The following is a 15,721-nucleotide window of genomic DNA, read 5'->3' as shown; positions in this document are numbered from 1 at the left end:
TCGCTACCGCGGGACCTTGCGCCAGCCGACCGTCGGCTGGTCACGACTCAGGCGCCGCCGGACGATCCGGGACACCGCCGCCACGGGGATGGCCTGCAGCGCGACGACCGCGGCGAGCGGGTCGAGCGGCGTCCGGACGGAGAGCAACCCGCGGTACTGGGCGACCGCGGCGGCGACGGGCACGCCGATGAGGGGGACCAGCGCGCGGGGCCGCAGGCTAACGGCCGCGCCGAGACCGGTCCAGAACGCGGCGGCCCCGACGGTGAGCCGGTACATCTTGTGCGCCAGATAGTTCCGGCCGGCCGGTGTCCGCGACAGCGCCCGAAGCTGCGGCAGCGCCATGGACAACTGGCCGTAGGCGATGCGCACCCGTCGTTCCCACTGCTCGGGACGCGGTGCGGGGTCCTCGGTGGTCGTGATCGTCGGGGAGACGCCGACCCGGAGTCCGCGGGAGTCGAAGTCCATCGCCAGCCACAGGTCGTCGGAGGTCGTCGCCGGCGGTATCGGCCGGTAGTCCCGCAGCCGCATGGCGAGGAACTCTCCCACGACGCCCAGGCTCCCTACCCTCTTCGTGGCATCGCGTTTCAGCAGCGACTCGAGCCGCCAGAAGAGGACGTCATCCGACCCCTGCTCCGTCTTGTTGGCGCTGAGCAGACTCGTCTCCTGGAGTTCACGGAGCATCCGCACCGGCCAGTCCGGCGGCTCGATGCGGCAGTTGGCGTCCGTGAGGACGAGGACGTCAGCGGTCGACTGCTCGACGGCCGCGTTCACGGCCGCCGGCTTGCCGCCCCGTCCGGTCAACGTCACCTTTCCCGCTGCGGCCGCCGCAGCGGCGGTACCCCCGTCACTCGCCACCACGTGCACAAGATGTCGGACCGAGGACTTCTCCAAATCGGTCGTCAACCTGTCAACCGTGGCCCCCACCGTGCTCTCCTCAAGGTAGGCGGGGATGATCACCTCGACGAAAGGGTCCTCGCGCAGGGGGCCTGGCGCGGAATACGCCTCTCTCCCGCGGCCGAGGCGGCGCTCCACCACGCCGAGTGCAAACGGCAGGAACGGACCGGCCAAGAAGAGGACGCCGGAGGTGAGGAGCGCCCTGCGCCGACGGGGGTCGCTCATGGTCGAGAACCATATAGAACAGGCACACTCCGCCCGGCCAGGCCGTCGTGGTTTCCGCCGATCGGATGGCCCCGTGTGCGGGCGGGTCAGTCGGTTCGGCGGCCGAGGGCGCGGTAGGTCCAGCCCGCCGCGGTCCACGCCTCCCGGTCCAGGGCGTTGCGCCCGTCGAGCACCCGCCGCTGCGCCACCACCCGCCCGAAGGCGACCGGGTCGAGCTCGCGGTACTGGCGCCACTCGGTGAGCACCAGCACCGCATCGGCGCCGGCCGCGGCCTCCTCCGCGGTGGCGGCGTAGTCCAGCTGCGGCCACTGGCGGCGGGAGTTGTCGATCGCGGCGGGATCGGTCACGCACACCACCGCCCCCTGCAGCTGCAGCTGGGCGGCGACGTTGAGCGCCGGGGAGTCGCGGATGTCGTCGCTGTCGGGCTTGAACGCCGCGCCCAGCACCGCCACGTGCTTGCCCAGCAGCGACCCGTCGAGCACCTCCCGGGCCAGCTCCACCATCCGGATCCGCCGGCGCATGTTGATGTTGTCCACCTCGCGCAGGAACGTCAGCGCCTGATCGGCACCCAGCTCCCCGGCCCGGGCCATGAACGCCCGGATGTCCTTGGGCAGACACCCTCCGCCGAACCCCAGCCCGGCGTTGAGGAACCGCCGCCCGATCCGCTCGTCGTAGCCGATCGCGTCGGCCAGCTGGGCGACGTCGGCGCCGGTGGCCTCGCACAACTCCGCCATCGCGTTGATGAAGGAGATCTTGGTGGCCAGGAAGGAGTTGGCCGCGGTCTTCACCATCTCCGCGGTCGCGTGGTCGGTGCGCACCTTCGGCGTGCCGCGGGCCAGGATCGGGGCGTACACCGCATCGAGCAGCCGCTCGGCCAGCGCGCCGTCGACACCACCGGGCAGGCCGTAGACCAGCCGGTCGGGGTGCAGCGTGTCGGCCACCGCGAACCCCTCGCGCAGGAACTCCGGATTCCACGCCAGCAGCGCCCCGGGCACCTTCTCGGCCACCAGCCCCGCCAGCCGCGCCGCCGTTCCCACCGGCACGGTGGACTTGCCCACCACCAGCTGCCCGGGCTCCAGCACACCCAGCAACGACTCCACCGCCGCCTGCACGAACCGCAGGTCCGCGGCGTACTCCCCGTGCCGCTGCGGCGTGCCCACGCACACGAAGTGCACCCGGGCGCCGGCCGCCTCGGCGACGTCGGCGCTGAACCTCAACCGCCCCGAGGCCAGGGTCCGACCGAGCAACTCCTCGAACCCCGGCTCGTAGAACGGCGCCCGCCCCGCCCGCAGCGCCGCGACCCGCCGCTCGTCGACGTCGATCCCGACCACCTCATGACCCAGCTCCACCATCGAGGCCGCGTGCACCGCACCCAGGTAGCCACAGCCGATCACCGAGATCTCCATGCGCCTCCTCCTCTGAGTCGCGGGGGCGCAGGATACTTCCTGTTCCGCCGCAGGCAAGTTCGTCCAACCAACCCGGAGACGCGAAGGAGCGGGGCGCGGTCCAACGGATGGCACTTGTCCGCTAACACTGCCAGAAGTGACGGACAGCATCCGCTCACGCGTTGTGTCATCGTCCGACTGAGCCATCATGCTCCAGTCCTGCCTCCTCGGTCGCCTGCGATGCTCCGGCCGAGTCGAGACGACCGGCTCGGTGATGGCCTTCGAGTGGGCGAGGGATGTCAGGGCGGCCGAGTGCTCCTTCACCGGATTGGCGGCCGGCGGCCGAACGGTGAGCGGCGGGACGCGGGCCGAGCAGGCCGGGAGCACACTGTGACCGCGATGCAGCGGTGTCGGTCCACGCCGACCAGGACGCTGATGCGTCCCGCGACGACCTACGAAGCAACGCAGTCAGGACCTCGATGAGACCTGCCTCGCGAATACCCATCGCATCACCACCCCGGCGTCACCACAGATGAGGAGGCGACGCGACCTCCCGCGCGAACAGACCGAACTCTCCTTCTAGAGGTCCACCAGCTCGCCATCGGGTCTCGTCCGGGCGCCATGGACCCCAGCGCCCGACGCCTGTGCGGATCACTCCGGCGCAGCGAACCCGAGACCGAGCCGCGAGTGCCCACCACATCACTCGATGGCCGCTGGTCACGGCTGCAGCACTAGGTCGTGGTGGCAGCCTGATGCATCATCGTCCCTGGACTCGAAGTCCGCTGCGCTGCCGCTGGACGGCACGAACGACCGTCGCGGCACCGTCGAAGCCTTGGACTACTGCGACCCCGCGACAGGCATGGCATGCGCGCCCGCCGAAGGGGTTGAGGAACTGGAGGGAACGTGCAGCGTGTCGTCATCACGGGGGGAGCAGGGTTTCTCGGCTCACATCTGTGCGAGCGGCTGCTCGACGATGAGTGCGAGGTCATTGCCCTCGACAACTTCATCACCGGAACGCCGGCCAATGTCGAGCACCTTGTGTCCCGCAAGGGTTTCCGGCTGGTCAAGGCGGATGTCACGGACTATGTGCACGTCGCAGGCCCGGTCGACCAGGTGTTGCACTTCGCCAGCCCCGCGTCGCCGATCGACTACCTCATGCTGCCGATCGAGACGCTGAAGGTCGGGTCCATCGGGACACTGCACGCCTTGGGGCTGGCCAAGGAGAAGGGTGCACGCTTCCTCCTCGCCTCCACGTCGGAGACGTACGGTGATCCGCAGATCCACCCCCAACCCGAGACGTACTGGGGTCACGTCAACCCGATCGGTCCCCGCGGCGTCTATGACGAAGCCAAGCGGTACGCCGAGGCCCTCACGATGGCTTATCGGCGTACCCATGATGTCGACGCCGCCATCGTGCGCATCTTCAACACGCACGGGCCGCGCATGCGGCCCAACGACGGTCGGGCCATCCCGTCCTTCACGACTCAGGCTCTTGCGGGTCAGCCGCTGACCGTGGCAGGCGACGGCTCGCAGACCCGGTCGATCATCTACGTGGACGACCTCGTCGAGGGACTCGTCCGCTTGTTGCGGAGTGACCTCGCTGGTCCGGTGAACATCGGCAACCCCTACGAGACGTCGGTCCTGCACATTGCGCAGACGATCAGGCGGCTGACCGGCACCTCCAGCGAGGTCGTCTTCGTCCCACGACCAACAGATGACCCGAGCGTTCGACAGCCCGACATCAGCCTCGCCCGGCGTGAGCTCGGCTGGGAGCCCACGATCGGGTTCGAGGAAGGCCTGTCCCGGACCGTGAACTGGTTCCGAGACCACCTCGCGGCTAGCCCGGCATGACGACCGGCTCCGTCCTCGTGACCGGAGCCGCCGGCTTCATCGGCTCCCACCTGGTCGACCACCTGCTGGAGGACGGCGCTGACGTGGTCGGCGTCGACGACCTCTCCACCGGCAGACTCGCCAATCTCGCTGCCGCTGAGGCGCATCCCGCCTTCCGGCTGGTGGAGGTCGACATCACCACGCCGGAGTTCCGCGACCTGGTGGCCGAGACCCGTCCCCGTGCGGTCCTGCACCTCGCGGCCCAGATGGACGTCCGCAAGAGCGTGGCCGATCCGCTCCACGACTCACGGGTCAACGTGGTCGGTACGGTCAATGTCCTCGAAGCTGCCGTCCGCTCCGGGGTGGGGCGCGTCGTCTTCGCCAGCAGCGGCGGCACCGTCTACGGCGCACCCGACGCCCTTCCCGTGCCCGAGGACGCTCCGCTGCGGCCGACAGCCCCGTATGGGGCGGCCAAAGTTGCCGGTGAGTGCTATGTGCAGATGTACGCGCGTCTCTACGGCCTGCAGGGGACGTCGCTGGCGCTCGGCAACGTCTACGGGCCCCGCCAGGACCCCCATGGCGAGGCAGGAGTGGTGAGCATCTTCGCCCGCGCCTTGAGCACGGGCGCCCCGACCACGATCTACGGCGACGGCACGTCGTCCCGGGACTACGTCTACGTGTCCGACGTCGTAGAGGCGTTCGTCCGCTGCCTCGATGCGAGCGCCCGCGCTGAGCGCTACAACGTTGGCACCGGGACCGCGACGTCCGTGGGCGAACTCCACGACCTGCTGGCGCAGATCATCGGGGTCGCCGCGGAAGCGGCGACAGCTCCGCCACGACTTGGCGAGCTGCAGGCGATCAGCCTCGACAGCCGGCTGCTTGCACAGGACACCGGCTGGCACGCGAGCGTGTCGCTTGCAGAAGGTCTGCGGAAGACGACCGCCTGGGTCCAGTCGGTGCTCGGCTCCCCCGAAGACGGACCAGAGCGGGAGCCGCGTCGCGCTGACGGGCGTCGCTCACCGCCTGGGGCCGGGCCTCCCGGCGCGAGACTGTGAGCCAGCGGGTTCGGTCGGACGGTCAGCTGCGGTGCAGCAGGTCGGCGAAGGTGTGCTCGTATGCCGTGAGGACGCCGCTCCACCCGTAATTCTTCTCGACGACCGCTCGGCCGGACGTGGCCAACTGGACTTGACGCTCCGTGTCGTCGAACAGTTCCTCGATGAGCGCCGCCAAGGACTCAGATGACCGTTCGAAGGTCACGCCCTCCGGTCCGAGGACCTCGCGGTTGTATGTCGTGTCCAGGGCGATCGTGGGCGCTCCGGCTCCCAACGCCTGGACCAACGCGGGATTCGTCCCTCCTACGGAGTGGCCGTGGACGTAGAGGGCGCAGTTCTGCCAAAGCTGGTTCAGCAGATCCTGGTCCGACACGTGGCCGAGCCAGTGCAGCTGATCCGTGGAGGCCTCCAGCATCCTGAGTCGCGACTCGAGCGGACTCATGCCCGACAAGTCACCCACGACGACCACAGGGAACTTCCAGTTGAGTTTTTCTGCGGCATCTAGGAGTAGGTCGACGTTGTTCTCCGGCACGAGTCGAGCGACCGCCAGCACGTACTCGCCGGGTTCGACACCCACATCGCGGAGCCGGTCGGATCCCAAGGGCGGGAGCACATCGGCGCCATAGGGGATGAAGACCGACTCCCGCTCGTAGGTCGTCGCCCAGTAGGTGCGGATGGCTTCGGCATCGCTGATGACGGTGTCCGCAAAGCGAGCGGTGAGCGCGGCTCCCACCTTGAACGCCCCCTTCGCGACGGGGCCCCACTTGGGGCGCAGCCACTCCAAGCCGTCGACGTTGACGGCGGTCGGGACACGAGCCGCTCGCAACAGGGGCAGGTAGAACCCGTTGGCGACGTTCAGGACGAGGGCTGCGTCGGTCCGGTCCCAGGCGCAGTGCACCGACGCGGTGAGCCCGTGGGTCAGTGTCGAGGAGCTGGACCCGTCGATGCCTCGCGTGTGCACGGACCAGACGCCGTTGGGGTGGCGCTCACGCCGCCTCGCGTCGTGGAACCGGCCGTAGACCGACACATGAGCTCCCGCTGCCACCAGGGAGGGTGCCAGGTGCCGGACCAGGGTCTCGAACCCTCCATAGGTGCTCGGATAGCCCCTGCTGCCGATGATGCTGAGGCGAGCGCCCAGGAGTGGCTGAGTCATGGGGGCAGTCTGCAGCATCGAACTACAGTGCAGGTCGCCGTGGACCACACGGGTGAAGTCTCGGGGTGCGGACGCCCACCGGACCCTCCGGTCGGCAGTCCAGTGGTTGGTGCGCCGCTCAACTCGGCCTGTCTTGCGGGCTACCTGACCTAGGGTGGCACAGACTTGGCGTTGGCGCCGGGACGGCAGGTAGTGGGAGGGCGGAGGCACCGTGGGTCTGCGAGAGGCATGGAGCGCCATCCGGGCCACCTGGTGGGCTCCGGTGCTCGGCCTGTTGCTCGGCGCGACGTCCGTATTCGGCTTCACGCTCACCCAGCCCAGGGAGTACGTCAGCCACACGCAGTTCTTCGTCAGCACGACGGAGGCAGCGCCGACCGTGGACGCGTACTCGAGCAGCCTCTTCGCTCAGGGCCAAGCAGCCTCCTACGCAGAGCTGGTGACCGGCAGCAGGACTGCGGACCTCGTGATCGACGCCCTCGGCCTAGACATGACTTCTGCGGAGTTCTCGGCCAAGATCGCGGCCAGCGTGGTGCCCAACACGGTGCTGCTCGACGTGTCGGTCACCGACTCCTCACCGGAGCGTGCCAGGGACATCGCGCGAACGATCGGCCAGGAGTTCCCTGACTTGGCCACCCAGTTGGAACCGAGCGTCAACGGCGAGTCGCCGGTGCAGCTGACAGTTGTCGACGCTGCTGAAATGCCGACGGGACCAGCTTCCCCGCAGGTGGTCCGTGACAGCGCTCTGGGTGCGGCGGCCGGTCTCCTCCTCGGCGTTCTGGTGGCACTGGTGCGGGACCTGCTCGACCGGACGGTGCGCAACAGCGACGAGGCATCCTCGGCTGCACGCGCTCCGGTCATCGGCGTCGTGCTGAAGGACTCGACACTGGAGAAGCAGCACACGATCGACCGGGCCAGGGCGAGCAGAGCCGTCAATGGCTACCTCCAACTCCGGAACAACCTGCAGCACCTCGGCGGGGACGAACCCCCGCGAGTCATCATGGTCTCGAGTGCAGTTGCGGCGGAGGGAAGGACCACTGTCGTGGTCAACCTCGGACTCGCCTTGGTGCGGAGCGGCCACAAGGTCGCGGTCATCGAGGCGGATTTTCACCGGCCGCGGCTCGATCAATACCTGGAAATGGAAAGCGGGCCGGGGCTGAGCGACGTGTTGACGGGTCAAGCGGACCTCGACGCGGTCCTCCGGCGATACGGAGACGGGAACCTGTCCGTGCTCGGCGTGGGTCTTTCCCGGCACGACAACGGAGATCTCCTCGCGTCGAGCGAGATGACGGCCGTCGTCGAGAAGCTGCGTGGCGCGAACGACTTTGTGATCATAGACGCCCCGCCTGTGCTGCCGGTCGGGGAGGTCGCCGGCCTGGCCGCAATGGTGGACGGCGTGGTCCTGTGCATCCGGTACGGGAAGACGCGGAAGGCCCAGCTGGAGCGGGCTTCCGCCACCCTGCGCAGGGTGGACAGCGCAATCCTCGGCTGCGTCGTGACCGCGGCTCCGGAGAAGACGGAGCTGGCGAAGGCCTTCGGATACGGCTCCGGCTAGGCGCCACCAACCGGGAAGGCGTTACCGCAGTAGATCATCGGACCGCTTGCACGGCGCCGGGCGCCGGGTGACGGCCGTGTCGCCGTCGGCGTCCTTCCTGCGCTGCGGCTGCTTGGGAACGAGTTGTCGGCGCTGGGTCGGGATCCCGACGAGCGCACTGGCGCTCCACGGAGCGCAGATCGGCGCCTTTGATCCCCGATCGGGAGACCTTCGAGGGCACGACCCTCGTGCTGGAAACTCGACCGCCGCAGCTGAGGACGTGCCTCCGCGACGTTCTTTCAGACCACGCCACGGGCTACTGACCGCCAGGCCACGACATGGCCCCGGAACAGGCTCTGCCAACCCCACCGCCCGATGTACTGCGTCAACCCCGTGGCCGCCAGACCTGCGCCGAGAGCCACGATCCCCCACCACGGGCTTGCGACCTGACCGACACCGATCGACGCGCCCGCGATGACCACGACGGTGCCGAGGGAGGCAAGCGCTAGCCGACCAGCTCGTTGCCACAAGAGCAAGGTCGGGATGAACGCCCCCAACCCCAAGGTCACCAGCATCGCAGGCCACAGGTAGTCGCGAGCCTGAGTGAACTCGGTCCCGAAGATCGGATCGATGAGCACCCAGCTCAAGGCGCCGCCGGCAGCTGCGAGGCCCATGGAGGCTCCAGAGCACACGAGGAATAGGTGCCGGCTGCGCTGCTCGATGGTCAGGGCCGGCGATCGGGCGAAGCTCCGCTGGACGAGTGTGAGGTAAGCGAAGTACGAGATCTGCGGAATCACAGCCGCAATAGAGTAGAGGCCAATGACCCGGGTCTCGGCGACGAGCGCGACGACGAGCAGGTCCAACCTGGCGGAGAACGCGTCGAGTGTCTGGGCGATTGCAGTCATGAACAGTCTCCGGCGCGTCGGGACATCCGCTTCCGAGGTTTGCTGAGCCGACGCCGTCGGTCGTCCTGTGATCCGACGCACGGCACGGCGCGCGGCCCAGAACAAGACGGCCGACTGCGTGAGCAAGCCCGCGACGTTGGCGAGGACGACCGTGGCGAGCGTCAACTGCCCGCTGATGAACAGGATCACGAGCAGACCCGTGGTGACGACGGACAATGCGATGCTGCTCAGCCCGACCGGTGCGATGGAGCCCACAGACACCAGGAAGTTGCTGTTCACCGCGTGTAAGGCGATCGAGGAGGCGTAGGCGAACAGAAGAGCCGCCGCCCCCGTCTGCGCAGCCGTGAGAGACAGGACCATGGCGAGCCACACCACGAGCACGGCGCCGGGAAGGGACGCGACCAGCGCAACGCGCCTCGCGCGGCGCTTCCACACCGGAAGGGCCGTCGGGTCCTTTCCGACGGCGATGAGCGTGCCCCATCCCATCCCGGCGATGGCCGGGATGGAGAAGAGCGTCGCCGCGGTCATCACGACCGTGACGGTTCCTCGGTCCAGCACTCCTAGAGCCCGAGCTGTGAGGGGAGCCGTGACGAGACCTGTGACGGCGGGCAGGATGTTGCCCAGGCCGTGCAGGAGGCCGGACTTCACCTCGTGCTATCGCCGAGTCAGGTGAAGGCAGGAAGCGTCACAGGGTCGCCCGCACAGAGCATGACCACCCACGTCGACGGCGAACGCCGACGACCTCGCTGCACCACTGGTCCACTGAATCGATCCCGCCTCATTCGTCCAGGGGTGGACACCCCTTCGCCGACGGCCGCGGCGATACCACGACCCGGAACGCGGTGGTCTCGCCCCGCGCGGGATGGTAGCCCCCGGGCACCACGGACGACTCACGCACGCGCTGGAGGAGCACCACGCGTCATCTGCGGGGGCCGAAGGATAGACGGGGACGGCTAGCATGCCCAGGCCCGGCATGGCCGTCCCGGCATCGCAGACGCATTCGCGCGAGACGAAGGTGAGGCGACCACCATCACTGTGCTGACGTTGGGTCTCTTGGCGGTCTGCGGAGCGGGGCTGGTCACTGCGGCGGCACTGTGCCTGCGACCACGCGCGCAGGTGGCGGTGTTGAGCCACGCGCTGGTCGTGACCATCTACAGCGCCGGTTATCTCGCCCTGCACGTGCCGCTGCGCTTTGCGATGGTCTATCTACTCCTCGGCGTCATCATCATGAGCAGGCGTGCAGCGGGTGTGACAAGGAGCCACGTGGCCGTCGCCGTCGCGGCGTACCTCACGAGCGCCCTGGTCGTCGCCTACGGACTCGGGTGGGTCACATGGTGGAGTGCCACGACGGGCGAGCGCGTCGTCCGCTATGCACTCCTATTTACCTGCGCGTTCTGGGCTGGAACGGTGTTGCGCCAGACCGGGCACGCGAGACTGTTCTTCCGGATCTACCTCCTGTGGTCGACTGTGATGAGCGCGCTAGCGACGGTCGAGTTCGCTCTGAACAGGAACCTGGTGGACCGGTCGGACTTCGTCTCGAGGCTCGAACGGGACGGCCACCTCCGAGCCGCTCTCCTGTCTGAACACCCGATCGTGCTCTCCGCCCTGTTGCTGGTTGCGCTACCGGCGGCCATGCGACTCGGGAGAGTGAGTTGGCGCCTGTCGACCGGAACACTTCTGCTGGCGGGTATCTACTGCACGCAGAGTCGCGGAGCCCTGGTCGCAGGCCTGGTCTATCTCGTCGTCCAGTTGCTCACCGACCGGTCATGGCAGGGGGCCACCAGATCCCGGAGCCTCCTGGTCCCGGCTACGGTCTTGATGGTCGCGGCCATCGCCGTGGGGCTCCTGATCAGCCCGCCGGGTATCGAGGCCACGGTGACGAGTTCCGATGGGGCTCAATCGAGCGTGGAGTACCGCGGAGTCCTCTACTCGCTGATCAGCGAGAGTCTCAGCGCCAGGCCCCTCGGCTGGGGTTTCGCCGGCCTGCCGCACGGCGTCTACCTCATCCCGTCGCCCGTTGGGGTGTTGGACGTCGCCGACACCGTGGATTCGGAACTGGTCCTGCTCGTCTTCGAGTACGGACTGATTGGTCTCGGACTCTTCGTCCTCGTCGCAAGCCTCTGCGTGGACCGCGTCGTCCGAGCGAGTGACGTCCCGAACGACGCGTTCGCGCTCCTCGTCTTCGTCAGCCTGTTCCTCGCCATCCATGCATGGACGGGCGTGGGCGCCCTCGCCTTCATCCTGTTGAGCTGCGCCGTGCACGGGGGACGACAGCGCCCGACTGGAGCACCCATCCGGAGCGATGGGGTATCCGATCCGGCTCACGGCTGACGGAGCGGCGCTGAGTCGCTCGGGAGTGCGGCTGCTACAGGCCCCGGACGGCATCGGGTGAGGGTTCGTCCGGATGAGCGAGCGCTTCCTTGCGCGCCTGTGCGATACCACGGTGGTAGAGGCGCCCGGACAAAGCCGTGAACACGCCGCGCAACTCGGGATAAACCAGCGCCGGCGGCCACAGCCGTGGCCAGAGGACGCTGCACACCACACGCCGCGCGTACCGCTGGGCGAGCCACCAGATCGCCAGCCGAAGGAACTCCCTCCTGACCTGGCGACCGTAGCGGGACCCTGCGCCCAGCAGGATGCTGTAGTTGCCGGTGCCATCCCCGCGGCGCTGACGGGCGAGCTCCGCCATCGTGGGTCGGTGGCGGTGCCGTACCACCGCCGACGGTTCGTACACCAGCATGTGACCTGCGGACGTCACCCGAAAGAACATCTCGAAATCGCCGCCCCCGCCTGACGGTGTGCCCACATCCAGTGCGACGTCGAACCCCCCCATCTCCAAGGCGACGTCGCGGCGGAGCGCGACATTGGCTCCCGCGCCGGCGGCTCCCAGCACCACGTCCTTCGCAGATCCGTGATGCGGAGTCGACGTCGTCCCCTTGAACCTGCGACGCCGGAAACCGCGACGGAAACCACCACGTCCCTCGAACTGCACCTGCGCCGGCGTGGCCAGTTCTGCCGGGAGAACGAGGCCGGTCACGACGACCGCTTCAGGCTCCTCCCGAAAAGCCCGCAGCAAGCCACCGACCCAGCCCGGGCACACCAGGACGTCATCGTCGGTGAAGGCGAGGATGGCAGTCCGGGCCTCGACGAGTGCCCGGTTCCGCGCCCAGTCAAGTCCCCGCCGTGGTTCGTGGACGTAGCGCACGAAAGAGAACTCCCCGGCGACCTGGCGGGTCCGGTCATCGGCTGACGCGTTGTCGATGACCAACACCTCGGCAACGGGTCGTTCTAGAGCGCCCATGGCGACGAGGCACTCACGCAGCATTTCGGGCCGGTCACGAGTGCACACGGCGATCGTGACGTCCTGCTCCTCCGGCGCACGTGGCTCCCGCGCGGCAGTGGCCGGGATGCCCGGCGCACCCGGCGGCGACTCGGACCCGGGAGGTCGCAGCGGCTCGACCGGCCACTCCTGGGACGCGACGATCCCAGGCAGTGTCGGGAGGACGGCCGCGGGATCGCCAGCGACCTCGAGGTCCCCGATCGGCACTCCGTCCCTCCAGACGACCGCATACACCCCTTCCGGGGCTTGCTCGCGGCCGGTCAACTGCTCGGTGATGGACACACTCCCCGATGGGAGGTCGACGTCGACGACCAGAACCGAGTTGAAGAAGGACTTCCGGTCGGGTCGCGTCAACCAGGCGTTCCCGCGGAGTCGGGCAATCACGCTCCGCCTCGAGTTGCCCACTGAGGACGTCGCCATCTACGGGGTTCCCTTCTCGCGGACCCGGCCGATCCGCACGCGTGGTCTGGGTCTCGATCCATGACGCGCGTAATGCTGGTGAGTCAGGCCAAGAGCACCAGCGACCATCCCCGCCCCTCTGAGCAGCGTTCTCGTTCCTCTCGCCTGATGCCTCGGGGACAGGAGCACAGCACCGAGAACTGCTCGTGCGAGACCGGCCGTGACGCGCAAAAACCCACGCCACAGACCGCGAAGCCGCTGCACAAGACGTTCGCCGGATCGCGGCGCCAGGCGCAACGCGGTGCGCGCTTCGACGTTCCCATCACTCCAGGAACGCTGTAGCACCCACTGCAGAGTCGTCCGCTCCGGAGGGACGCGCTCCATCACTCGAGCCTCGGCGCACCAGATCATTCGGGCGCCAGCCCTGCCGAGTCTGGTCGTGAACAGGTTGTCCTCACCACCGGCCAACCCGACGGCTTCGTCGAAACGGATACCCTGTTGTCGCACGTCTGCTAGGTCCAACAACAGATTGCCTCCCCCCGCCACGCCAATGTCCACACCCGTCTGCAATCGACGAGTGACGTAGAAGTCACCCGCCAGCACCCAGGGATGCGGCTGGGTGAGGTATTGCGGCAAGACCGGGCCGGCTACCGCCGCGGCTCGACTCGACACCCAGGTTTCCAAGAGGCGCATGAGCCATTCGGGCTCCGGGCGCTCGTCATCGTCGATGAACACCAAGATGCGCGACTCCTCTGCGCTGGCCAAGGCCCGGTTTCGGGCCGCCGCGATGCCCGGCTCGGGCTCGACCTCGTACCGCAACCCAATGCCGGTCCTCTCGAGATGCTGGGCCGAGATGGCCCTGACCACTTCTTGCGCGCTGCGTTCAGGATCGTTGTCGACCACGACGATCCCGCCGCGCACTGGCACACGGAAGCGATCCCTGACTTCTCGCAGCTGATCGATGAGCGATGGGAGCAGTTCCTCGAGGTCACGGGGGCGCCTGTAGGTGGTCACCGCCACGGACAGTGTCAGGGGTGCGCCCTTCGCGCTTCCGCTGCCACTGATCGGCTCCGACACCGCGGCAGGTTACATGACGAGTCGATGACGCTCCTCGCCCTTGCGCCCGTCGGTCCCGCCACGAACGTGCTGGATGGCGGCCTTCTGCGGTCAGCACGGCAGGGACGGTCCTCGACCGGCCTCAGGTCTCTTCTCGTCCGGACCACGTCGAGCGGCTCCCTCCCCGACCGAGACGCATCGTCGGCTCATCTGGTGTCGGTCGGCGATGTGCGACAGCGGGCGGGGAGGCGCGGCGATCCAAGCAGGCGCGCTCGGCAAGCGCGTCCAGGATTGTGCTCCGGATCAGAGCGACCACGTCCGACCACGCCGGGATCGGGACCGGACGGTCACCATGAGGGCCTCGGATGATGGCGCCGACGGCCCGAGCGATCGACGCCTCATCAGTCGGCTCGAAGAACACCGCACCGGGGGCCAGCTCACGGAAAGCCGGGATGTCGCTGAGCGCCATGGCGGCGCCGCTGAGCGCCGCCTCCAGAACCGGCAGTCCGAACCCCTCGTCCAGGGAGGGGAACACGAAGACGCGGCACTGCTCGTACAGCCACTTAAGACCCGCGTCGTCGACCGCACCGACGAATCGGATTCGAGGGTCATCCCGTTTGGGGCCCCGCACGGCCATCCCGTCGGGTTCACCGACGATGACGAGCGGGAAGTCCGGCCGCACCACATCCTTCTTCATGAGTGCGTTGATGAGCCGGTCCAGGTTCTTGCGGATGTTGATTCGACCGACGCAGAGCACGAACTGCTGAGGCGCGACTCCGACCTGCGGATCGACCGCCCGAGCCTCGCGGAAGGGTTCCGGCACGGTGAGCCCCACCGGCCGGACACGGCTGGCCAGCCGAGGACGTAGTCGTGTGATGCGACTAGCCTCAGCCGCCGTAGAGGTGAGCACCAGCTGGGCATAGCGTGCTGACCATGGCATCCCGGCGAAGTACAGCCGCTCAAGCCGCCCGAAGAACTCCGGGCGCTCGACGAACATCAAGTCGTGTATGAATGTCGCCCGCAGAGCGGATGACCGCAGTGGAGTGTAGTTCTGGGACAGAACCACATCGACGCCGCCACTCAACCCCCCCATCTCCACCATGACACTCACTCCGTGCGGCTTGAGCCGCAGGGGTACGACGGTCAACGCCGGGTCACCCGCCAGGTCACGCACGCGAGAAACATGACGGGCCGGGACGGCCGCGATGAGCTCGTCCTCCGGCCAGTCGGTGAGCCAGGTCCGGAGTAGCGAGTCGACGACCCGGCGCCCCGAGGGCTGCCCCTCGACCCACCAGTAGGCGTCAAACAGCACCCTCACTGGGCGTCTCCCCGTCCCTCGCACCTTCCTTCACGGAGCAGTCTGCCGTTGGCCGGCATCGGCGGCAGCGTCAGGGTGCAGTCTCGACCGGCGCACCTGTGGGGTCGTCGACCCGCAGCAGCGGGAGCCGAGGTCGATCTTGGTCGTCCGGCGTGCTGCCGGGCGCTGGGCTCATCCGCTCCAGTGGAGACCACGTCGTCCTCGGGTCTCTGGCGCTGGCCGTGCAACCGTCGGAGCCATCACTGAGGGTAGCGGATGCAGTGGCCAGCAGGCGTTCGCGAGGTGCCAGCACGGCTCGCCCACCCGTCGGCTGGCATCCAAGGAAGGCCCCCAGCTGGGCCCTGGGGTCACCGCTCTCGGCGTCTCGTACTGATCCGTGGCTCGGTACTCAAGCACGGTGATCCGATCCATGCGCGGCGCGGAAGGGCGAGGCGGCGACCTGACGCTTGCCCTCGCCGCCCAGAACGGGTGACATGGCACGCTGGCTGACCGATCCGCCAGTACAGACCCGGCGCCCACGATGCAGTCGTCGACCGGGGAGAGCCAATCGGTCCTCATCGCCCACGGTCGTCTCCTCCGCACCCGCTGGCAACTGGCGCGGTGGCACGGCCAGCGACAGCCTGGCGAGGCACT

Annotated in this window: 11 protein-coding genes; 4 read left to right on the top strand and 7 right to left on the bottom strand. The window is 68.3% G+C overall.

What is annotated here, in order from left to right; all coding sequences use genetic code 11:
* Positions 1 to 3 precede the first annotated feature (3 nt).
* A complete protein-coding gene (locus JOD57_RS14255; protein ID WP_204692627.1) occupies positions 4 to 1,119 on the bottom strand; it encodes a glycosyltransferase in 1,116 nt (371 codons plus the stop codon).
* An 86-nt stretch (positions 1,120 to 1,205) separates the two neighbouring features.
* Positions 1,206 to 2,525 carry a UDP-glucose dehydrogenase family protein gene (locus tag JOD57_RS14250; RefSeq protein ID WP_204692626.1) on the bottom strand — a complete coding sequence of 440 codons (1,320 nt, stop codon included), beginning with the start codon at positions 2,523 to 2,525 and terminating at the stop codon, positions 1,206 to 1,208.
* A gap of 882 nt (positions 2,526 to 3,407) precedes the next feature.
* Here JOD57_RS14250 and JOD57_RS14245 point away from each other — a divergent pair.
* A complete protein-coding gene (locus JOD57_RS14245; protein ID WP_204692625.1) occupies positions 3,408 to 4,355 on the top strand; it encodes a UDP-glucuronic acid decarboxylase family protein in 948 nt (315 codons plus the stop codon).
* On the top strand, positions 4,352 to 5,389 hold the full coding sequence (locus JOD57_RS14240) for an NAD-dependent epimerase/dehydratase family protein (RefSeq protein WP_204692624.1): 1,038 nt from the start codon (positions 4,352 to 4,354) through the stop codon (positions 5,387 to 5,389). Before JOD57_RS14245 ends, JOD57_RS14240 begins: the two co-directional genes overlap by 4 nt.
* A 22-nt stretch (positions 5,390 to 5,411) precedes the next feature.
* On the opposite strand, the gene JOD57_RS14235 is transcribed toward JOD57_RS14240, so the two are convergent.
* Complete coding sequence (locus tag JOD57_RS14235) at positions 5,412 to 6,539, bottom strand: glycosyltransferase (protein WP_204692623.1); 1,128 nt, start codon at positions 6,537 to 6,539, stop codon at positions 5,412 to 5,414.
* A gap of 211 nt (positions 6,540 to 6,750) precedes the next feature.
* On the opposite strand from JOD57_RS14235, the gene JOD57_RS14230 reads away from it, so the two are divergent.
* Positions 6,751 to 8,091 carry a tyrosine-protein kinase domain-containing protein gene (locus tag JOD57_RS14230; RefSeq protein ID WP_204692622.1) on the top strand — a complete coding sequence of 447 codons (1,341 nt, stop codon included), beginning with the start codon at positions 6,751 to 6,753 and terminating at the stop codon, positions 8,089 to 8,091.
* Between the two features lie 278 nt (positions 8,092 to 8,369).
* Here JOD57_RS14230 and JOD57_RS14225 read toward each other — a convergent pair whose 3' ends face one another.
* Positions 8,370 to 9,623: a lipopolysaccharide biosynthesis protein gene (locus tag JOD57_RS14225; RefSeq protein WP_204692621.1), complete on the bottom strand. Its 1,254-nt coding sequence runs from the start codon at positions 9,621 to 9,623 to the stop codon at positions 8,370 to 8,372.
* A 495-nt stretch (positions 9,624 to 10,118) separates the two neighbouring features.
* Here JOD57_RS14225 and JOD57_RS26910 point away from each other — a divergent pair, with 495 nt between their 5' ends.
* Positions 10,119 to 11,306 (top strand): O-antigen ligase family protein, encoded by a 1,188-nt coding sequence (locus JOD57_RS26910; RefSeq protein ID WP_204692620.1) that lies wholly within the window; start codon positions 10,119 to 10,121, stop codon positions 11,304 to 11,306.
* A 34-nt stretch (positions 11,307 to 11,340) separates the two neighbouring features.
* On the opposite strand, the gene JOD57_RS14215 is transcribed toward JOD57_RS26910, so the two are convergent.
* The 3 genes from JOD57_RS14215 to JOD57_RS14205 all read right to left on the bottom strand — a co-directional run bounded on the left by JOD57_RS14215 (position 11,341) and on the right by JOD57_RS14205 (position 15,088).
* Positions 11,341 to 12,597, bottom strand: coding sequence for a glycosyltransferase family 2 protein (locus tag JOD57_RS14215; RefSeq protein WP_204692619.1), 1,257 nt, complete (start codon positions 12,595 to 12,597; stop codon positions 11,341 to 11,343).
* A gap of 138 nt (positions 12,598 to 12,735) precedes the next feature.
* Complete coding sequence (locus tag JOD57_RS14210) at positions 12,736 to 13,791, bottom strand: glycosyltransferase family 2 protein (RefSeq protein ID WP_204692618.1); 1,056 nt, start codon at positions 13,789 to 13,791, stop codon at positions 12,736 to 12,738.
* A 121-nt stretch (positions 13,792 to 13,912) separates the two neighbouring features.
* Positions 13,913 to 15,088 carry a glycosyltransferase family 4 protein gene (locus JOD57_RS14205; protein ID WP_204692617.1) on the bottom strand — a complete coding sequence of 392 codons (1,176 nt, stop codon included), beginning with the start codon at positions 15,086 to 15,088 and terminating at the stop codon, positions 13,913 to 13,915.
* Positions 15,089 to 15,721: the final 633 nt, after the last annotated feature.

The organism is Geodermatophilus bullaregiensis, assembly GCF_016907675.1.
In the GTDB taxonomy this organism is placed as follows: Bacteria; Actinomycetota; Actinomycetes; order Mycobacteriales; family Geodermatophilaceae; genus Geodermatophilus; species Geodermatophilus bullaregiensis.
This window is presented reverse-complemented; position numbering and strand designations above follow the sequence as displayed.